The 20712-nt window shown below is 70.9% G+C and carries 16 protein-coding genes; 8 read left to right on the forward strand and 8 right to left on the reverse strand.

The features are described 5' to 3' along the window. Window positions 1–153: 153 nt before the first annotated feature. Window positions 154–642 (forward strand): Rv3235 family protein, encoded by a 489-nt coding sequence (locus tag BEK98_RS44355; protein WP_094222523.1) that lies wholly within the window; start codon window positions 154–156, stop codon window positions 640–642. Window positions 643–718: 76 nt separating this feature from the next. Here BEK98_RS44355 and secA read toward each other — a convergent pair whose 3' ends face one another. Then, window positions 719–3529, reverse strand: coding sequence for a preprotein translocase subunit SecA (gene secA / locus BEK98_RS44360; RefSeq protein WP_094222524.1), 2811 nt, complete (start codon window positions 3527–3529; stop codon window positions 719–721). A 252-nt stretch (window positions 3530–3781) separates the two neighbouring features. Here secA and BEK98_RS44365 point away from each other — a divergent pair, with 252 nt between their 5' ends. Beyond that, a complete protein-coding gene (locus BEK98_RS44365) occupies window positions 3782–4354 on the forward strand; it encodes a GNAT family N-acetyltransferase (RefSeq protein ID WP_094222525.1) in 573 nt (190 codons plus the stop codon). Between the two features lie 63 nt (window positions 4355–4417). Beyond that, window positions 4418–5593, forward strand: a complete 1176-nt coding sequence (locus BEK98_RS44370; RefSeq protein ID WP_094222526.1) for a winged helix-turn-helix domain-containing protein — start codon at window positions 4418–4420, stop codon at window positions 5591–5593. 3 nt (window positions 5594–5596) lie between these two features. Here BEK98_RS44370 and BEK98_RS44375 read toward each other — a convergent pair whose 3' ends face one another. From BEK98_RS44375 to mtnA, 7 genes are all read right to left on the reverse strand, one after another. After that, window positions 5597–6343: a response regulator gene (locus BEK98_RS44375; RefSeq protein WP_094222527.1), complete on the reverse strand. Its 747-nt coding sequence runs from the start codon at window positions 6341–6343 to the stop codon at window positions 5597–5599. Window positions 6344–6545: 202 nt separating this feature from the next. Continuing rightward, window positions 6546–7238 carry a ribosome hibernation-promoting factor, HPF/YfiA family gene (gene hpf, locus BEK98_RS44380; protein WP_425276662.1) on the reverse strand — a complete coding sequence of 231 codons (693 nt, stop codon included), beginning with the start codon at window positions 7236–7238 and terminating at the stop codon, window positions 6546–6548. Window positions 7239–7551: 313 nt separating this feature from the next. Next, entirely contained in the window at window positions 7552–8421 is an 870-nt protein-coding gene (locus tag BEK98_RS44385) for a ComF family protein (RefSeq protein ID WP_094222534.1), read from the reverse strand. A 170-nt stretch (window positions 8422–8591) separates the two neighbouring features. Continuing rightward, entirely contained in the window at window positions 8592–10442 is a 1851-nt protein-coding gene (locus BEK98_RS44390) for an LpqB family beta-propeller domain-containing protein (protein ID WP_208643408.1), read from the reverse strand. Next, window positions 10432–12534: an MtrAB system histidine kinase MtrB gene (gene mtrB, locus BEK98_RS44395; RefSeq protein ID WP_167444423.1), complete on the reverse strand. Its 2103-nt coding sequence runs from the start codon at window positions 12532–12534 to the stop codon at window positions 10432–10434. Before mtrB ends, BEK98_RS44390 begins: the two co-directional genes overlap by 11 nt. A gap of 1 nt (window position 12535) precedes the next feature. Then, a complete protein-coding gene (gene mtrA / locus BEK98_RS44400; protein WP_187279108.1) occupies window positions 12536–13225 on the reverse strand; it encodes a two-component system response regulator MtrA in 690 nt (229 codons plus the stop codon). A gap of 447 nt (window positions 13226–13672) precedes the next feature. After that, window positions 13673–14815 (reverse strand): S-methyl-5-thioribose-1-phosphate isomerase, encoded by a 1143-nt coding sequence (mtnA, locus tag BEK98_RS44405; RefSeq protein ID WP_094222529.1) that lies wholly within the window; start codon window positions 14813–14815, stop codon window positions 13673–13675. Window positions 14816–14955: 140 nt separating this feature from the next. Between mtnA and BEK98_RS44410 the strand changes: the two genes are divergently transcribed. Genes BEK98_RS44410 through BEK98_RS44430 form a run of 5 tightly spaced genes read left to right on the forward strand, consistent with a single transcriptional unit; the run spans window position 14956 to window position 20617 of the window. Continuing rightward, the gene (locus BEK98_RS44410) at window positions 14956–16338 is read left to right on the forward strand and encodes a DUF7847 domain-containing protein (RefSeq protein ID WP_094222530.1); all 1383 of its coding nucleotides are present in this window, start codon (window positions 14956–14958) and stop codon (window positions 16336–16338) included. A gap of 4 nt (window positions 16339–16342) precedes the next feature. Beyond that, window positions 16343–17125, forward strand: a complete 783-nt coding sequence (locus BEK98_RS44415) for a DUF4129 domain-containing protein (RefSeq protein ID WP_094222531.1) — start codon at window positions 16343–16345, stop codon at window positions 17123–17125. Continuing rightward, entirely contained in the window at window positions 17122–18318 is a 1197-nt protein-coding gene (locus BEK98_RS44420) for a DUF4350 domain-containing protein (RefSeq protein ID WP_094222532.1), read from the forward strand. The genes BEK98_RS44415 and BEK98_RS44420 overlap by 4 nt, the downstream gene beginning before the upstream one ends. Beyond that, window positions 18318–19307 carry an AAA family ATPase gene (locus BEK98_RS44425; protein ID WP_094222537.1) on the forward strand — a complete coding sequence of 330 codons (990 nt, stop codon included), beginning with the start codon at window positions 18318–18320 and terminating at the stop codon, window positions 19305–19307. The genes BEK98_RS44420 and BEK98_RS44425 overlap by 1 nt, the downstream gene beginning before the upstream one ends. After that, on the forward strand, window positions 19307–20617 hold the full coding sequence (locus tag BEK98_RS44430) for a DUF58 domain-containing protein (protein ID WP_094222533.1): 1311 nt from the start codon (window positions 19307–19309) through the stop codon (window positions 20615–20617). The genes BEK98_RS44425 and BEK98_RS44430 overlap by 1 nt, the downstream gene beginning before the upstream one ends. Window positions 20618–20712: the final 95 nt, after the last annotated feature.

Genomic DNA, 20712 nt, shown 5'->3' on the forward strand with positions numbered 1-20712 from the left:
TTCCAGGCCCCCTCACCACCCGGATAAGTGAACGTATCCACCCCCTCCCCCCCCCCCCCACCTTCCTTGCGGCGGCCCCCCCCACCCCCGTACAAGATCCCCACCAGCGAGTTACCGCCCGGTATCCCCCGGGCCGACCGAACGGGGACCCCGATGAACAAGGTCATGAGCCGCAAGCCCCAGCCCCGCCCGCACCACCGCCCGCCGACCCGCCACGACTCCCGCCGCCCCGGCAGCGCACCGCCCCGCAACCCCGCCCGCGGCAGGGCCCGTACGGCGCCGGAGGCGGCCGTGGCGCAGCCGCGCCCCACCGACCTCTTCGCCGACCGTCTGCTGGCCGTCCTGAGCGGTCAGCGCCCCGTCCACTGGATGCTCCGGCACACCGCGGGCCGCGCCTACGACGACCTCGCCCACCTCGCTGAACGCGGCCCCCTCCGCACCCACGGCACCCGCCCGGTCGTCCACGACATCGGCTACTACGTCCCCCGCGCCGGCGCCCTGGAGGTCTTCGCCCGCATCGCCGCCGGCAACCAACTGCGCGCCATGGCCTTCCGCCTGGAACGAGGCAACGACCACCGCTGGCGCTGCACAGCAGTAGAACTGGAAGGCCCCAGGCCCCCACGTAGCCCAGAGCCCGCGTAGCTGCGCGCACGACAAGGCAAAGGGCCGAGCCCCCGAAGGAGACCCGGCCCTGAGTCAACGGCTGAAGTGCCGCAGGCTACTTCTTGCGGCGCCGCCCGCCCTTCGCCTGCCGACGCCGCTCCGCCCGCGTCAGCCCATCCGACTCGGACCGCACAGGCTCATCGTCCTCGAGGTCGCGCTCCACGACGCCGCCCTCACCGTCCACGGTGGGCGCGGAGAAGTGCAGATCGCGCCGCTGCGGGACATCCAGCCCCTTGGCCCGGATCTCCGGACGCGCGCCGGCCTGCGCCGGGACCGTGTCCTGGACACCCTCCGCCACCGGCTGGGCCTCCTCGACCGGGACCTCCTCGACCTGCTGCTCGACCTGGACCTCCAGGTTGAACAGGTAGCCGACGGACTCCTCCTTGATGCCCTCCATCATCGCGGTGAACATGTCGAAGCCCTCGCGCTGGTACTCGATCAGCGGGTCCTTCTGCGCCATCGCACGCAGGCCGATGCCCTCCTGGAGGTAGTCCATCTCGTAGAGGTGCTCACGCCACTTGCGGTCGAGGACCGACAGCACGACCCGCCGCTCCAGCTCCCGCATGATCTCGGAGCCGAGCTGCGCCTCCCGAGCCTCGTACTGCTCGCGGATGTCGTCCTTGATGGACTCGGAGATGAACTCGGCGGTCAGACCGGCCCGGTCACCGGCCGCCTCCTCCAGCTCCTCGACGGTGACCTTCACCGGGTAGAGCTGCTTGAAGGCACCCCACAGCCGGTCCAGGTCCCAGTCCTCGGGGAAGCCCTCGGCGGTCTCCGCGCCGACGTACTCGTCGATCGTGTCGTCCGTGAAGTGCTGCACCTGCTCGTGCAGGTCCTCGCCCTCAAGGACGCGGCGGCGCTCGCCGTAGATGACCTCGCGCTGCCGGTTGAGCACCTCGTCGTACTTCAGCACGTTCTTACGCGTCTCGAAGTTCTGCTGCTCGACCTGCGACTGCGCGGACGCGATCGCGCGCGTGACCATCTTGTTCTCGATCGGCACGTCGTCCGGCACGTTCGCCATCGACATCACGCGCTCGACCATCTGGGCCTTGAAGAGCCGCATCAGGTCGTCACCGAGGGAGAGGTAGAAGCGCGACTCGCCCGGGTCGCCCTGACGGCCGGAACGACCGCGCAGCTGGTTGTCGATGCGCCGCGACTCGTGCCGCTCGGTACCCAGCACGTACAGGCCGCCGAGGTCCTCGACCTCGTCCTTCTCGGCCTTGACCGCGTGCTCGGCCTTCTCCAGGGCGGCGGGCAGGGCGTGCGCCCACTCCTCGATGTGCTCCTCGGGGTCGAGGCCGCGCTGACGCAGCTCCGCCTCGGCGAGGTCCTCGGGGTTGCCGCCGAGCTTGATGTCCGTACCACGGCCGGCCATGTTGGTGGCCACCGTCACGGCGCCCTTGCGGCCGGCCTGGGCAACGATCGTCGCCTCGCGCTCGTGGTGCTTGGCGTTCAGCACCTCGTGCTGGATGCCGCGCTTGCTGAGCTGCTGGGAGAGGTACTCCGACTTCTCGACGGACGTCGTGCCGACGAGGATCGGCTGGCCCTTCTCGTGCTTCTCGGCGATGTCATCGACGACCGCCTCGAACTTGGCGACCTCGGTGCGGTAGATCAGGTCCGACTGGTCCTTGCGGATCATCGGCTTGTTGGTCGGGATCGGGACCACGCCGAGCTTGTAGATCTGGTGGAACTCGGCGGCCTCGGTCATCGCCGTACCGGTCATGCCGGAGAGCTTGCTGTAGAGGCGGAAGAAGTTCTGCAGGGTGATCGTGGCGAGCGTCTGGTTCTCGTCCTTGATGTCCACCCCTTCCTTCGCCTCGATCGCCTGGTGCATGCCCTCGTTGTAGCGGCGGCCGGCGAGGATACGGCCGGTGTGCTCGTCGACGATCATGACCTCGCCGTCGATGACGACGTAGTCCTTGTCCTTCTTGAAGAGCTCCTTGGCCTTGATGGCGTTGTTCAGGTAGCCCACCAGCGGCGTGTTCACCGACTCGTAGAGGTTGTCGATGCCCAGCCAGTCCTCGACCTTGGAGACGCCGTTCTCGTGGATGGCGACCGTGCGCTTCTTCTCGTCGACGTCGTAGTCGCCGGTCTCCTCCATGCCCTTGAGCGGGTTGCCGGCCTCGCCCTTCTTCAGGCGGGTGACCAGCTTGGCGAAGTCGCCGTACCACTTGGTGGCCTGGTCGGCCGGGCCGGAGATGATCAGCGGCGTACGGGCCTCGTCGACCAGGATGGAGTCGACCTCGTCGACGATGGCGAAGTTGTGGCCGCGCTGGACGAGCTCGTCCTTGGACCACGCCATGTTGTCGCGAAGGTAGTCGAAGCCGAACTCGTTGTTCGTGCCGTACGTGATGTCGCACTCGTACTGCTCGCGGCGCTGGGCCGGCGTCATGTTGGCCAGGATGCAGCCGACGGTCAGGCCCAGGAACCGGTGGACACGGCCCATCATCTCGGAGTCGCGCTCGGCCAGGTAGTCGTTGACCGTGATCAGGTGGACGCCGTCGCCGGAGAGAGCGTTCAGATACGCGGGCAGCGTGCCGACGAGGGTCTTGCCCTCACCGGTCTTCATCTCGGCCACATAGCCGAGGTGGAGGGCGGCGCCACCCATCATCTGCACGTCGTAGTGCCGCTGGCCAAGGACGCGCTTGGCGGCCTCGCGGACGGTGGCGAACGCCTCGGGGAGCAGGTCGTCCAGGCTCTCACCATCGGCGTACCGCTGCTTGTACTCCTCGGTGAGGGCCCGCAGCTCGGCGTCGGAGAGGTCGACGAAGTCCTCTTCGATGGAGCTGACCTGGTCCGCGATGCGGTGCAGCTTGCGCAGGATCTTGCCTTCGCCTGCACGCATGATCTTCGAGAGGACGGACACGGGAGCTGGTCTCCTTGCCGATCGGGCCTGGGACGGTCGGTTTTCCTTTGCACGTACTGAGCAACGGCCATCGTATGCGAGGACCTGGCTGCGCCGGGAGGCCTGGCCGCCCGACGGCTGCTTCACCCGGAACAACGGGCGGGCCTCGCGGATAGTGCCGCCCCGCGAGAAGGAATTGCGCGAAATGTGATCACTCGCTCACGCACGGCGAAAACGCTGGCGTGGCGCGGTCAGCCCGCGCAGAATCGGCCGATGGAACCCGTAACCCTCCCCACCGACCGTCTCGTGCTGCGCACCGTCGGCCCGGACGACACCGAGGCGGTGTACGCGGCCGCCCAGGACCCCGACCTGCAGCGCTGGATCTCCCAGTTCCCGTCGCCGTATCTGCGTGAGCACGCCGAGAGCTTCACCGGGCAGACGGTGCCCGACGGCTGGGCGAACGACTCGATGTACACGTTCGGCGTGTTCCTCCCCGAAGGGGAACTGGCGGGGATGCTCGGGATCACGATGCGCGCGCTGGGTGTCGGCGAGGTCGGGTTCTGGGCCGTGAAGGAGCACCGCGGCCGCGGCTACATCACCGAGGCCACCCTCGCCGCCGCCCGCTGGGCCTTCCTCGCGCTGTCCGTCGACCGCCTGGAGTGGCGCGCGGAGGTCGGAAACGGTCCCTCGCGCGCGGTGGCGGAGCGCGCCGGATTCACCGTCGAGGGCACCCTGCGCTCGGCGATCAACAACAAGGGGGTACGCCGGGACTGCTGGCTGGGCTCCCTGCTCCCGTCGGACCTGGGCCTGCCGTCGACGGCGCCGTACCTGCCCGCCCGAACCTGACTTCAGCCGGACGAAACCGCAGGTCATCCCACACTGTCAGTGCCACCCCCTATCGTCCGCCCCATGACGACCCTGCCGCGCCCCACCACCACCCTCACCGCGGACGACGCCCGCCGAATCGCCCTTCGGGCCCAGGGCTTCCTCGGCGCGCCCGACCGGCGGGCCGGGGTCCGCGGGGTGCTCCGCCACCTCGGCGCGGTCCAGCTCGACACGATCTCGGTCCTCGCCCGCTCCCACGAGCTGATCCCGTACGCCCGCCTCGGCGCGGTCGGCCGCAAGACCGTCGAGTCCGCCTACTGGAGCGACGCGCATGCCTTCGAGTACTGGTCGCACGCGGCATGCATCCTCCCGGTCGAGGAGTGGCCGCACTTCGCCTTCCGCCGCCGCGCCTACCGCAACCGCCCGCACTGGAACCACCAGCTTCCCGACGGCGTCTACGACCAGGTCATCAAGCAGCTGCGCACGGAAGGCCCGCTGACGGCCACGGAGTTGGGTGGGGCGAAGAAGACCAACGACTGGTGGGACTGGTCCGGCACCAAGGTCGCCGTGGAGCGCGCACTGATGTACGGCGAGGTGGTGTGCGTCGAGCGCCGCGGCTGGAAGCGGGTGTACGACCTCGCCGAGCGCGCGATCCCGGACGCGCTGCTGCACGACGAGCTGGACGACACAGAGTGCGTGCGCCGTCTGGTCCGGCTGGCCGGTGAGTCCCTGGGTGTCGGCACGCGCGCGGACATCGCGGACTACCACCGCCTCAAGGGCGAGCAGGTCGACGCGGTGATCGCCGACTCGGGTCTGGTGCCGGTCGAGGTGGAGGGCTGGGGGAAGCCGGCCTGGGCGGACCCGGTGGCCCTCGCCACACCGCCGCGCGGCCGTCACCGCACCACGCTGCTGTCCCCGTTCGACTCCCTGATCTGGGAGCGGGCGCGCACGGAGCGGATTTTCGGCTTCACCCACCGCCTGGAGGCCTACGTCCCCAAGCCGAAGCGGGTCTACGGCTACTTCGCGATGCCGGTGCTGGCCGGCGGCCTGCTGGTCGGGCGGGTCGACCCGGCCCGCGAGGGCCGCACGCTGGTGGCCAGGCAGGTGACCCTGGACAGCCCGAAGGCGGTCCCGGCGGTCGCACAGGCCCTCGTCGAGGCGGCGACCTGGGTGAACTGCACGGACGTCCGCGTGGAACGCGTCGACGCACCGGAGCTCCACGAGCCCCTCACCAGAGAACTCGCGGCCCTTCTCGGCTAGGAGCTAGCGGATCTCGAGGATCTTCTCCCGCATCGCGTAGACCACCGCTTCCATCCTGGAGTGCAGCTGCAGCTTCTCCAGGATGTTGCGGACGTGGTTCTTCACGGTGTTCTCGGAGATGAACAGTTCCTTGGCGATGTCCCGGTTGTTCATGCCGGTGGCGACGAGCTTGAGAACCTCCAGCTCGCGGTCGGTCAGCCGCGGCGCGGGCACCAGCCGGCGTTCGTCGGTGCGCTGGATCATCGACTTGAACTCGGTGAGGAGCTTGGACGCCATGGACGGGCTGATCTGCGACTGCCCGTCGGCCACCGCGCGAATGGCGGTGGCCACCTCGTCCGTGGAGATCTCCTTGAGGAGATATCCGGTCGCGCCCGCCTTGATCGCGTCGTAGAGGTCGGCCTCCTCGTCGCTGATCGTCAGCATGATGATCTTCGCGCTGGGGGCGACCTCCTTGATGGAGGTGCAGGCCTCGATCCCGCCGCGCTTGGGCATACGCACGTCCATCAGCACGATGTCGGGCAGCAGATCCGCGGCCTTGTCGACGGCCTCGGCGCCGTCGCCCGCCTCGCCGACGACCTGGATGTCCTCCTCGGCCGCGAGCACGATCTCCAGGCCACGGCGGAAGAGGGCATGGTCGTCCACCACCAGGACTCTGATCGGCTCCTGGCGCGAAGAGCCCGCGTCCGGGCCCATGCCGATGACACCGTCGCCTGCGTCAGCGTCTCGCATCGGTCCGAAGGTGTCCGCCATCGTTCCTCCCCCTGAGGCTGTGGCCTGTGGTCCTGTGCCATGCCAACCCAAGGCAGCGGCCCACCGGTTGGGCCGGTGCGGCCATGATTTCATGCCTGGACGACGCCGAGGTGACGAGCGGGGCGCGAAGTGGTCGCACACGGGTGCCCCTGGGGGCGCACACACGCATCCAGGGGCACCGGCTCAGCTTCTGCCGGGTGGGTCAGCCACCCAGCGTGCCCCCTGCCGCCGGGGGCTGCGCCTCAGCGACCATCGGGTCCGTGCTGAGGTGGATGACGCCGTAGTCGTAGGCGTGTCGCCGGTAGACGACGCTCGGCTCCTTGGTCTCGGAGTCGACGAACAAGTAGAAGTCGTGGCCGACCAGTTCCATCTCGTAGAGGGCCTGGTCGAGGCTCATCGGGGCGGCGACGTGGGTCTTCTCGCGGACGATCAGGGGACCTTCGCCCTTGACCTCCAGCGAGCCGATCCTCTTGGTCGGCACGCCGTCCGTCTCGTCTTCGTGGACGGGAAGGCCGTTGCCGTTGAGCGTCGCCACGCCCGGGACGTGGTCGGGGACCTCCGCCGCCGAGATCCGGCGTGCCCCGCGGCGCGAGAAACGCTTGTCGTGCTGCTTGCGCAGCCGGGCGTCCAGCTTCTCCGCCGCCAGGTCGAGTGCCGCGTACGGATCGCTGGCCGCTGCCTCCGCCCGGATCACCGGACCGCGGGAGCGGAGCGTGATCTCCACTCGGTCACACCGGTCGGCCTGACGGGGGTTGGGCTCCTTGGACACCTCGACGTCGAGGCTGATCACCTTGCCATCGAGCTTCTGGATCTTCTCCAGATTCAGCTTCTCGGCCACGTGCTTGCGGAACCGCTCGGGCACCTCGGTCTTGCGGCCCTTGACGACGATGTCCACGCAGAACTCCGTTCCCGGATCGCTCCGCTCCATCGGCGGAGCATCTCCCTTTTGCACCCGGTTCCGGTGAGCCCCGGAACCTCGGACTCGGTGACTTCACCTCCTCCTCCCCCATGGGCAAGATCTCCACCCCAGCGCTGCGGGTGATTGCGGAAAACCCGCAGCACGGCATTCGGATATGAGAGGTGTGGCCTGCGCCTTTCCTCACAACCGAACATATCTCGCCCGGACGGATGTCGTCACCCTCTACCGCGGCGTACCTCCGTTCAGGTGAATAGAACCTCTCGCTACCTGCAACGATGCAGGTTCATGCTCAGTTCCTGTTTATTTCAAAGGAATCCCTCGGAGCGGCGACCACGGCTGCGCGCAGCGCCTCTCCGATGACGTGGGGCGCCACTATTTCAGGTGCACCGTGCACCCAGTTCTCCCTCTCCGGCCGAGCTCCCATCCGTTGTTCCCCCCTTCCTTCCCGAGTTACGGCCTCGTACACAGCCGTTCCCCCATTGCGGCGTGATACGACCGCCTCCCGCAGGGCCCGCGCCGCCTCCGCGAGGCTCGCGCCCGTCGTCATCAGATCGTCGACGACCACGACACGGCCCCCGGTGAGCAGCCGCTCCCCGCCCGCCGTCACCTCCAGCGCGCCGGCGAGGTTCTCCAGGCGCTGCCGGGCGTCGAGCGCCGCCTGGTCCGCCACGGCCCGCCGCTGCCGCAGCACGGCGGCCACCCGGGCCGGTGTCCCGGTGCGCCGCAGCTCACCGGCCGCCGCGAGCGCCATCCGCCGTACCGGATCATGCCCGCGTGCCCGCACGGCCCACCGGGCGGAGGGCACGGGGACGAGCAGCACGCTCCCGGACCCCCGCCGTCCCGTGCGCGCACCACCGGGCCCGCCCGGCCCGAGGCCCGCCCGCACGGCCCCCGCCAAGGCCGCGCCCAAGGCCCCCGCGAGCGCCAGGGCACCGCGCTCCTTGTGAGCGAGGAGGAGAGCCCGCACCTCCGCCGCGTAGGGAGCCGCCGCGTGCACCACCGGCAGCCCGGGCGGCTCCGGCACCGGCCGCACCCGGCGCGGCGCGGCACCGCCCAGTGCGGTCCGGCACCGCGGACACAGCTCCGTACGAGGTGCCCCGCAGCCCGCGCAGTCGGCCGGAAGCACCAGGTCGGTCAGGTCCTGCCACCAGCCCCGCATGTCCACCACTGTGCCAACACCCGGGACGACCGGCCACCCCTGTGGAAAACGCCCTGTGGACAGCGCGGAACAACGCCCACCACTCATCACCCACACGAGTGACGGCCGTATGGACATCCACACGGGACGGGACGTCCACGCGGGGCAGACATCCACGCCGAACAGCGTTCTCAGCCCGGATAGACCGGCGCGGTCCCGTCCTTGTCCACCTTCTGCCACTGAGCCCCGGACGGCAGTCGTACGATCCCGTCCTCCGAGTAGGCCACCAGCGGCACCCGTTCGTCCTCGGACGCGGCGATCGCCTTCACACCCGACAGGGCCGCGGGCGCCGGACCGTCCAGAGTGGAGCCGTCGACCTGGACGTACCGCAGCTGATGCACGCCTCCCTGCTCCAGTCCGACCACGACCAGCCGACTGTCCCCGGCCCAGGACATGGCGGTGACCTGCTCCAGATCGGGGGCGGCGGAGCGCAGTTCGACGACCGCGGGACGGGCCCCCGACTTGTCGTCGCGCTCGATCCGGCCGATGAGCAGGGACTGCTTGCCGTCATCCTTCTCCACGACCAGGGCGACCCGCACCCCGTCGGCGGCCACCCGCACGTCACTGATGCGTCCGGGCAGGTCGGGGATGGTGACCTCCACCGGCTTGCCGACGCCCAGATCCAGGTGCTCCAGGACGTACAGCTTCGGATGGCGCGGGTCGCGGTCGGCCACCCACAGGTCACCGCGGGCGTCCCAACTCGGCGTGGTCAGCCGGTCGGTCGCGGTCGCCCCCTGGCTGCTGACCACCGCTTCCCCGAGCGAACTGCTGGCCGCCGGCGAGGTCACGTACAGCGCCTTGCCGTCGGCACCGACCCCCGCCACGGTGTGCTCGTCCCGCGAGACGGCCACCGACTGCAGCTCCTTCTCGCCCTCCCCCAGCGGGCCCGGCACCGGAACGGCGCTGGTCCCCGCGCTCCCGGTGGGCAACCGCACCAGCCGGTGCTTGCCGTCGAGGAAGTACAGGTACTCGGGACGCTGGGCCGAGGCGTGCCAGGCGGCGGTCTCGGCGCGCTCCTCGGTGAGGTCGCACAGCCGGTGGCCGCCGGGCCCCTGCAGCTCGACCGACTCCAGCGTCGGCGTCAGGTTCCGCAGCGTGAACAGCAACTGGGTCGCCATCTCCCTGCACTTGGCGGCCCCTGCCCGGGAGACCGCGGAGTTCAGCGGCACCGTCAGTCTGTTCTGGTCGTCCGGCGTCAGCCCCGACGTGCCCTCCTGCAGGGCCGTACCGGTCGGGAAGCTGGACCTGACGACCGGCTCGAGCCAAGTGGTGGGCCCGCTCAGCAGCGACCGCACCATCTGGGTCATCGGGTCCACCTTGCTGCGGACGAACACCGGGTCGGCGACCGCCACCGGCTGCCCGGTCGCCCCGACCGTCGTGGTCGAGGCGAAGTAGTACTTGTTGACGGACGTGTAGTTGCGCTGGAAGTCCGACTTGCCCATGACGACGCCCTGGGGCAGCGCGTCGATGCGCCACTGGCCGCTCTTGGCGTCCTTGGTGAGGTGCACCTTCTTGCTGTAGGGCCCGGCGGCAGGTGCGTACGCCTGATGCCCGTCGACCCTTGCGACCAGGCTGCCCGAAAGGACGTAGGTGAGGCTGCCGGCGTCGGCCGCCTCCCGGCCGTGGGGCTGCTGGCCGGGCACGGCGCTCGGTCCGTTCGCGAGGACGGTGGCCGACCGCTCCGGTCGCCAGGTGCGCGCGGCATCGGCGGTGAGGTACTTGCGGGCGGTGTCGTACTGCGGATCGTCGCTGGTCAGGGCCTCCAGGAAGCCCTGCATGATCTCGCCGGGCTCGGCGTCCTCGGCGGGCGGCATGGCGAACACGCGCACCCCGGTGTCCTGCCGCGGCGTGGACTCGACGTCCCGCAGGTCCCCGCTGTCGGGCATCGAGGCGCACCCGGCCAGCAGAACGACCCCGCAGGCCGCGTAGGCCACCGCGCGTCCCGGCCTGCGCCGGACGCCCCCCTCGCGGTCAGCGCCCACGAAATGCCTCCCCTGGCTCGGTCGAGTCCTTGGGCCCGGCCGGATCCGGACGGCCCGTGTGTGTGTCGGGTGCCGGATCGGCCGCAGGCCTGTCGTCGGGGCGCCGGACGCCCCCGGCGGGCCGGGGCACCACGCGCGCGCCGTTGCCGTTGCCGGGCAGCGCGGTCGGGTCGGCGGCCGGGGTGACGGAGGCCAGACGCGGGGCGATCGGGGCGCGCGCGGGCAGCGGCGGCACCTGGCCGCCGCCCGGCTGCACCGGAACGGTCGCCCGCTTCTCCTCGCCCCCGCGGGGCAGGCCGGCGTCGTCGAGTCCGCGGTTGCGCCGCGAGTCCTTGGGTTCCAGCGGTATCGGCGAGCCGCGCAGTGGTTCGTCCGCGGTCCGCGGCAGCGTCAGCCGGAACTGCGAGCCGCCGCCCGGCTCCCCCCAGGCCTGCAGCCAGCCGCCGTGCAGCCGGGCGTCCTCCAGAGCGATCGACAGCCCGAGGCCCGTACCGCCGGTGGTCCGCGCGCGTGCCGGGTCGGCCCGCCAGAAGCGGCTGAAGACCCGGGTCGCCTCGCCGGGCTTGAGTCCGACGCCGTAGTCGCGCACCGCGATGGCGACCGCGCCGCCCGCGGCGGCGAGCTTGACGACGACGTCCTTGCCCTCGCCGTGCTCGACGGCGTTGACGACGAGATTGCGCAGTATGCGCTCCACCCGTCGGGCGTCGGCCTCGGCAACGACGGGCTGCTGGTCGCCGACGACGCGTATGTGGGTGCCCTTGCGCTCGGCGAGCGGCTCGGCGCCGCCGACGACCCGCCGCACGACCTCCCTGAGGTCTATCGGCTCGGCCTCCAGTGCCGCGGCGCCCGCGTCGAAGCGGCTGATCTCCAGCAGGTCCGCGAGCAGCGACTCGAACCGGTCCAGCTGGTCGGCGAGCAGCTCCGCCGACCGCGCGGTCACCGGATCGAAGTCCTCACGGGCCTCGTGGATGACGTCGGCGGCCATCCGTACGGTCGTCAGCGGCGTGCGCAGCTCGTGCGAGACGTCGGAGACGAACCGCCGCTGCATCCGCGACAGGTCCTCCATCTGCTGGATCTTCACCTGGAGGTTCTGCGCCATCTTGTTGAAGGCCTCGCCCAGGCGCGCGATGTCGTCCTCGCCGGTGACCTTCATCCGCTCCTGCAGGCGCCCGGCGGACAGCCGCTCCGCGATCCCGGCCGCCATCCGCACCGGAGTGACGACCTGCCGCACCACCAGCCAGGCGATCGCGCCCAGGAGTACGACGACGAAGAGCCCGGCGGTCGCGAGCGTGCCCTTGACCAGGCTGAGCGACTTCTCCTCCTGGGTGAGCGGGAAGAGGTAGTACAGCTCGTAGGGGCGGCCGTTGGGGTCGTTGACCTGCTTGCCGATGACCAGCGCCGGCTGGGATTCCTTGCCGTTGGAGTAGACGATCCGGGTGTAGCTCTGGGCGGCCGTCGTACTGCTGTTGATCCGCTCGCGCAGGTCGGCGGGCACGCTGGAGGAGGGGTCGACCTTCCCGGAGCCGCGCGGGCTGCGGCCGCCGCCGCTGTCGTCGCCCACAGGGAGCGTCACAATTTCGAAGGCACCGGCACCGCCGCTGGAGAGCGAATCCACGAGGTCGCTCATCCACGGGATGACGTTCTGCGACTGCCGTCCGTCGGCCGTGGCGGTGCCGTCACCGCTGGTACCCGGGCCCGTGCCGCTGGCGGCCTCGTCGGCCTTCTGCTTGGCCACCGCGAACCCGCCGGTGGCCTGGCTCTGCGACGCCTTCACCTTCGCGTCCAGCAGACCGTTGCGCACCTGCCCGATCACGACGAAGCCGAGCAGCAGGACGACGCCCAGCGACATCAGCAGGGTCGTGGCGACGACCCGCAGCTGGATGTTGCGCCGCCACAGCCGCATCACGGGCAGCAGCGGGCGGCGCACCCAGCGCATGAACAGGCGGACGACCGGACTGCCCTGGACCCCGCCCTGCAGCAGCCCGCCCTCGAAGAGGCGTCCCCAGCCCGAACCCGCCGCCTTCCGGCCGACAGGCCGCCCCGGACGGGCCCCGGACCGGCCGGGAGCCGAAGCGGTCCTGTCCCCGGACATGTCAGCTCGGTCCGGCCTTGTAACCGACACCACGGACGGTCACCACGATCTCCGGCCGCTCCGGGTCCTTCTCGACCTTGGAGCGAAGCCGCTGGACGTGCACGTTGACGAGCCGCGTGTCAGCAGCGTGGCGGTAACCCCACACCTGCTCGAGCAGCACCTCACGCGTGAACACCTGCCAGGGCTTGCGGGCCAGCGCGACCAGTAGGTCGAACTCCAGCGGGGTCAGCGCGATCGACTGCCCGTCCCGCTTCACCGAGTGCCCGGCCACGTCAATGACCAGGTCACCGATGGTGAGCTGCTCCGGCGCCGGCTCCTCCGACCTCCTGAGCCGCGCCCGGATCCGGGCCACCAGCTCCTTCGGCTTGAACGGCTTCACGATGTAGTCGTCGGCGCCGGACTCCAGGCCCACGACCACGTCGACGGTGTCGCTCTTGGCCGTCAGCATCACGATCGGCACCCCGGACTCCGCCCTGATCAGGCGGCACACCTCGATACCGTCACGGCCGGGCAGCATCAGATCGAGCAGCACCAGATCGGGCTTGCTCTCACGGAAAGCGGCCAGCGCCTTGTCGCCGTCGGCTACGAAAGACGGCTCAAAACCTTCACCACGCAGCACGATGCCGAGCATCTCGGCCAGTGCGGTGTCGTCGTCGACGACAAGGACTCGTCCCTTCATAAACGACATCATCCCATTCTCATAACAGCGACAGGCGCCCTGGTGAGGCAGGTCACGGCCTCGTGACGATAGTCGTAGGAGCCCGTCACTGTCTGCCCTCGTCCGCCGACGTTGATGTCAGCCACGGATGTCAGCTACCCAGCGCAACCACTTCTGATCATGTCTGCACTGGCTACCGCCATTGCACCAGCCGCCGCCCATCGGCCCACGCACCTGCCGCTGCGCCTTCAGGACACGTGCACTTCTGGCCCGGTCGGCAGCAGCCGTCACCGTCTACGCGATCAGCTACGACAGCTCCTAGCGAGGGCCAGTCCGCCTTACGGCAGACGAGCGATGCCCCCTGCACACCACCTGATATGGCAATGCCTTGATGTCAGCCTCAGATGTCAACAGCCCCTTCATCTGCGGATCACCGCAGGTGGAGGGGCCGTTGCCGTTGATCGACGCGACTTCATCCCATCAGCTGGTCGTTGCCTGGCGTGACCTGGCACAAAGCTCCGCAAGGGCCTCGGTCGTCACAGGAGAAACGGCCCCCTCCTCAGTGACGATCGCCGTCACCAGCTCGGGCGGCGTAACGTCGAACGCCGGGTTGTACGCCTGGGTCCCCAGGGGTGCCACCGGAATCCCGCCTCCTGCTCCTGTCACCGACACCTGGGGTGCTGTGACCTCGGTCACCTCATAGCCGGGGCGCTGCTCGACCTCGATGGACGCCCCGTCCGGCGTCTGCGGGTCGACCGTCGTCACCGGTGCCACCACGATGAACGGCACATGGTGGTACCGCGCGAGCACCGCGAGCGGATAGCTCCCCACCTTGTTCGCCACCGAACCGTCGGCCGCGATCCGGTCCGCCCCGATCAGCACCGCATCCACGTCACCCGCCGCGAACAGCGAACCGGCCGCGTTGTCGGTGAGCAGGGTGTACGCCATGCCGTGACGGGCCGCCTCGTACGCCGTCAGGCGAGCCCCTTGCAGCAACGGACGCGTTTCGTCCACCCACAGCCGCCGCAGCCGGCCCTCGCGGTGCACGGCGAGAGCCACCGCGAACGCCGTGCCCTCCCCGCCCGACACCAGCGATCCGCTGTTGCAGTGGGTCAGGATCCGCTGCCCGCCACCCGGCAGCAGCTCGTCCAGCAGTGCCAGGCCGTGGGCGGCCATCCGGGCGCTGGCCTCGGCATCCTCCCGGTGCAGCGTCCGCGCAGCGGTCAGCGCCGCCGTCGCCGCCACGGTCGGATCGCCCGTACTCGCGAGCGCCGTGCGGTAGGCGGCCTCGGCTCTGCCCACCCCGACGGAAAGGTTCACGGCGGTCGGCCGGGCACCCTCGAGCGCCCGCGCGGCCTCCTCCACGTCGAAGCCCCGCGCGGCGGCGAGCGCCACGCCGTACGCCCCGGCGATCCCGAGCAGCGGCGCCCCGCGCACGGCGAGCGAGCGGATCGCCTCCACCAGCGCGGGAGCGTCCGTGCACACCAGCTCGACCTCTTCGCCGGGCAGCCTCGTCTGGTCGAGAAGGACCAGCACGGGACCTTCGGGTGGTTCCTCCCATCGGAGCACAGGGATCTCGGTCGGCCTCTTGTCCTCGCTGGATTGCGCGTACTGATCAGCCATGCGGTCAGTCTGCCCCGGATCCGGCGGACAATTGAAGGTGTGCAGGCCCTACCGCGGCCGGTCACGTGATGACCACCCCATGGCACGATGTCTGCCAACCTGCCGTCGCGACCGCGGACGGGCACCGTGAAGGAGCATCGATGACAGACACTCCGGGCTGGGCCTCGCCCGGATCCGCCTCGTCGCCCGACGGGCGGGAACCCGGCGCGTCCGGCCCCGCCGAGCCCACCGACCGTCCCGGCCCCGCCGAACCGGCCGCGCAGCCTGGCGCAGACCCGCAGGGCCAAGGCCCGAAGTGGTCCAAGGACCAGCCGCCGGCCGGCCAGTGGTCCGCGCCCACGGGTCCCCCGAGCCCCGGCCAGGCCCCGCCACCCCCACCGCCCGGCCCGGGCTGGGGCGGCGGGTACGGCGGAGGACAGCCCGGCGGGTACGGAGGCGGCTCGTACAGCGGGCCTCCCGGCGGCCCCGGTGGCTACGGCACCCCCGGCGGCTACGGAGCCTGGGGCGGCGGCTGGGGCGGCCCCCCGCCCGCTGCCAAGCCCGGCGTGATCCCGCTGCGCCCGCTCGGCGTCGGCGAGATCCTCGACGGTGCCGTCTCCACCATGCGCACCTACTGGCGCACGGTCCTCGGCATCTCGCTCACCGTCGCGGTCCTCACCCAGCTGAGCGTGATCCTCCTGCAGGGCCTCCTGCTGAACGACGAGACCACCAGCACCCTCAACGACCGCAGCGCCTCCCCGAGCGAGATACTCCAGGCCGTGGGCGCGGTCATGGCCGGCACCGGTCTCGTGGCCGTGATCTCCGTCGTCGGCACCATCATCGCGACCGCCCTGCTCACGACGGTCACCAGCCGTGCCGTCCTCGGCAAGCCGGTCAGCACGGGCGAGGCCTGGCGGGACGCCCGCCCGCAGGTACCGAAGCTGTTCGGTCTGCTCCTCCTGCTGGGCGTCATCGCCGTCGGTGTGCTGCTCTGCGGCGCGCTGCCCGGCATCCTCGTCGCCGTCGCCGGTGGAGACAAGGGAGCCAGCATCGCGCTGATCGTCCTGGGCGTCCTCGCCGCCGGCATCGTGGCGGTGTGGCTGACGGTCCGCTTCTCCCTGGCCTCGCCCGCGCTGATGCTGGAGCGGCAGAGCATCGTGAAGTCGATGAGCCGCTCCGCGAAGCTGGTCCGTGGCTCCTGGTGGCGCGTCCTCGGCATCCAGCTGCTCGCCGGGCTCATCGCCAACATCGTCTCGTCGATCGTCGTGATCCCCTTCGCCCTCATCGCGGGCGCCGTCAGCGGCGACGGGATGGCGGGCCTCTTCGCCCCCGACGCACAGAGCCCCGGCTGGAGTTTCCTGATCATCAGCGGCATCGGTTCGGTGATCGGCTCCATGATCACGCTCCCGATCAACGCGGGCGTCACCGTACTCCTGTACATCGACCAGCGGATCCGCCGCGAGGCCCTCGACCTCGAACTGGCCCGCGCCGCCGGCGTCCAGGACTACGGCACCAGCACCCCCGGCCCCGTCCCCGGGAGCTGATGCGGTGAGCCTGACGGGGGGAGTTCTCACGGCGGCACCGGCCCTGCCCGGTGCCGCCGGATCGGCCGTACGAGGCCTACTGGGCGCGGCACACAGCACGGTCCTGGCGGCCGGCGGCTCGGGCGACGAGCCGCCGGTGACCATTCCGCGCGATCCCGCGCGGGAGGCGGCGCGCCGTGAGCTGTCCAAGCGGATGTACCACGAGAACGACCCCAGCCTGCTCCAGCGCGCCCTGAACGCCTTCTGGGACTGGCTGGACAAGCTGTTCAACACGGCCGCCTCGGCGACACCCGGCGGCACGCTCGGCCTGCTCGTCGTCGTCCTGTTCGTCCTCGCCGTGCTGGCCGCCCTGTGGTGGCGCCTGGGCACTCCGCGCCGCCAACCGGTCTCCGCCACAGCCCTGTTCGACGAGCGCCCCCGCAGCGCCGCCGAACACCGCGCGGCCAGCGAGGCACACGCCGCCCAGGGCCACTGGAGCCAGGCCGTCCAGGAACGCATGCGAGCCATCGTCCGCTCCCTGGAGGAGCGAACCCTGCTCGACGTCCGGCCCGGCCGCACCGCCGACGAAGCCGCCGCCGAAGCCGGCCGCACCCTCCCGTCGCACACCGACCGACTGCGCTCCGCCGCCCGGGAGTTCGACGACGTCACATACGGCGGACGCAGGGCGAGCGAGCAGTCGTACCGGCGCATCGCCGAACTCGACCGCGACTTGGAGCGCAGCCGGCCGGTCCTCGCCAACAGCGCCAACAGCACGGCCCACAACACCAGCCAGGGGGCCGCCGAATGACCGCCGAGGCCACGTTGCCGACCACCTCGGCGTCGCCCACCGCCCGCCAGATCTGGACTCGCGGGCGAGGCATCGCCGTCGCCGTCGTGCTGATCCTGATCGCGGCCGTCGCGATCGCCGCCGTCCGCTCCCAGACCCGGCACGGCGAACTCGACCCGCGCTCCCCCGATCCCTACGGCAGCCGCGCCGTCGCCGAACTCCTCGCCGACCGGGGCGTCTCCACGCGCGTGGTCACCTCGCTCGGCGCGGCACGCGCCGCCGCCGGCCCGGACACCACACTTCTCGTCGCCGTACCTGACCTTCTGACGCCCCGTCAACAGACCCGGCTGCACTCGGCCGTGGCCAACTCCGGTGGCCGCACCATCCTCGTCGCCGCCGGCAGCTCGTCCGTCGAACGACTCGCACCCGGGGTCACCGCGGACCCCGCCACCAGCTACGACTCGACGCTCGAACCCGACTGCACCCTGCCCGAAGCCAGGCGCGCCGGCAGCGCCGACACCGGCGGCATCCGCTACACCACCACGCACCTCGACGCCGACTCCTGCTACCCCAGCGAACGCCTCGCCACCCTGCTCCGCCTTCCGGCGGCCTCCGGAGACGGCGACACCGTCGTGCTCGGCGCGCCCGACATCCTCTTCAACAAGCGCCTCGACGAACAGGGCAACGCCTCGCTCGCCCTCCAACTCCTCGGCTCCCGCCCCCATCTGGTCTGGTACCTCCCCTCGCTCTCCGACGCTTCCGCCGCCGACACCGGCGAACGAAAGAGCTTCCTCGACCTGCTCCCCTCGGGCTGGCTCTGGGGCACCCTGCAGCTGTTCATCGCCGCGGCCCTCGCCGCCTTCTGGCGGGCACGCCGGTTCGGCCCCCTGGTGCCCGAGAAACTCCCCGTCGCGATCCGCGCCTCCGAAACCACCGAAGGCCGCGCTCGCCTCTACCGCAAGGCCAACGCCCGCGACCGTGCGGCCGCCGCTCTTCGCTCCACCACCCGCACGCGCCTGGCCCCCCTCGTAGGCGTCCCCGTCGCCCAGGCGCACGCGCCCGAAGCCCTGCTCCCCGCCCTGTCCGCCCACCTCAACGGAGACGGACAGGCCCTGCACTCCCTCCTCTTCGGACCGCCGCCCGCCGACGACGCGGCCCTCATCGCACTCACCGACCAACTCGACGCCCTCGAAAGAGAGGTACGCCGTCCATGATGGACCCGACCACTGACAACGCCGGGAACACCGGGGACCCGGCCGCCGCCCGGGCCGCCCTGGAAACCCTGCGCACCGAGATCGCCAAAGCCGTGGTCGGCCAGGACTCCGCCGTGACCGGCCTCGTCGTCGCTCTCCTCTGCCGCGGACACGTTCTCCTAGAAGGAGTCCCCGGAGTCGCCAAAACGTTGCTCGTCCGTACCCTCGCATCCGCGCTCGAACTCGACACCAAGCGCGTCCAGTTCACCCCCGACCTGATGCCGAGCGACGTCACCGGCTCCCTCGTCTACGACACGCGCACCGCCGAGTTCTCCTTCCAGCCGGGCCCGGTCTTCACCAACCTCCTTCTGGCGGACGAGATCAACCGCACCCCGCCGAAGACCCAGTCCTCCCTGTTGGAAGCCATGGAGGAACGCCAGGTCACGGTCGACGGCACCCCGCGCCTGCTGCCCGAGCCGTTCCTCGTGGCCGCGACCCAGAACCCGGTCGAGTACGAGGGCACCTACCCCCTCCCCGAAGCCCAACTGGACCGCTTTCTCCTCAAGCTGACGATCCCTCTGCCCTCCCGCCAGGACGAGATCGACGTCCTCACCCGCCACGCCTCGGGCTTCAACCCGCGCGACCTGCGCGCCGCCGGCGTCCGCCCCGTCGCCGGTCCGGCCGACCTGGACGCGGCTCGCGCCGCGGTCGCCAAGACGACCGTCTCCCCCGAGATCACGGCCTACGTGGTGGACATCTGCCGCGCCACCCGCGAATCGCCGTCCCTCACCCTCGGCGTCTCCCCGCGCGGTGCCACCGCACTACTCGCCACCTCTCGGGCCTGGGCCTGGCTGACCGGCCGCGACTACGTCATCCCCGACGACGTGAAGGCCCTCGCCCTGCCCACCCTGCGCCACCGCGTCCAGCTGCGCCCAGAGGCCGAGATGGAAGGCGTGACCGCAGACTCCGTCATCAACGCCATCCTCGCCCACGTCCCGGTCCCCCGCTGATGGCACTCACCGGACGCGCCGCCCTTCTCGCGGCCCTCGGCTCGATCCCCGTCGGCATCCTGGAACCCGGCTGGGCAGGCATCCTCGCGGTCAACGGTCCCCTGGCCCTGGCCTGCGCCTGCGACTTCGCACTCGCGGCACCCGTACGACGGCTCGTCCTGTCCCGCTCCGGTGACACCTCCGCACGTCTCGGCGAATCCGCCGACGTCACCCTGACGATCACCAACCCGACCGGCCGACTTCTGCGGGCACGCCTGCGGGACGCATGGCCCCCCAGCAGCTGGCGGCCCGGCACCGAGGTCGAGAGCTCGCGCCACCGGGTCACCATCCCGGCCGGCGAACGCCGACGGGTGACGACCCGGCTGCGCCCCACCCGTCGCGGCGACCGCCAGGCCGACCGCGTGACGATCCGCTCCTACGGCCCCCTCGGGCTCTTCTCCCGCCAGGGCACCCACAAGGTGCCGTGGACAGTACGAGTCCTGCCCCCGTTCACCAGCCGCAAGCACCTGCCGTCGAAACTCGCCCGATTGCGTGAACTCGACGGCCGCACCAGCGTGCTGACCCGCGGCGAGGGCACCGAGTTCGACAGTCTGCGCGAGTACGTCCCCGGCGACGACACCCGCTCGATCGACTGGCGCGCCACCGCCCGCCAGTCCACCGTGGCCGTCCGCACCTGGCGGCCCGAACGCGATCGCCACATCCTCATGGTCCTCGACACCGGACGTACCTCGGCCGGTCGCGTGGGCGACATCCCACGCCTGGACGCCTCCCTGGACGCGGCCCTGCTCCTCGCGGCGCTCGCCTCCCGCGCCGGCGACCGCGTTGACCTGCTCGCCTACGACCGCCGGATCCGAGCCCTGGTCCAGGGCCGCTCCGCCGGCGATGTCCTGCCGTCGCTGGTCAACGCGATGGCAACGCTGGAGCCGGAACTCGTCGAAACCGACGCCCGTGGCCTCACCGCGACGGCTCTTCGTACGGCCCCTCGCCGCTCCCTGATCGTGCTGCTCACGACGCTCGACGCGGCGCCGGTGGAGCAGGGTCTGCTGCCTGTGCTCCCGCAGCTCACCCAGCGCCACACGGTCCTCGTCGCCTCGGTGGCCGATCCGCACATCGCCCGAATGGCTCAGGCCCGAGGGAACGCCGAGGCGGTGTACGAGGCTGCCGCGGCCGCGCAGGCGCAGAGCGAACGTCAGCGCACGGCGGAACAGCTCCGTCGTCATGGAGTGACGGTCGTGGACGCGACGCCGGACGATCTGGCCCCGGCACTGGCTGATGCCTATCTCGCCCTGAAGGCGGCAGGCCGGCTCTGATCCGCCGCTGCCCGCCCCCTCGGGTGAAATGACTCCTGGGGGAAATGACTCCTGAACGCAGAAAACCCCCGCATCTTTCGATGCGGGGGTTTTCC

Origin of the sequence: Streptomyces diastatochromogenes (assembly GCF_002242805.1) — a bacterium.
Taxonomy (GTDB): domain Bacteria; phylum Actinomycetota; class Actinomycetes; order Streptomycetales; family Streptomycetaceae; genus Streptomyces; species Streptomyces diastatochromogenes.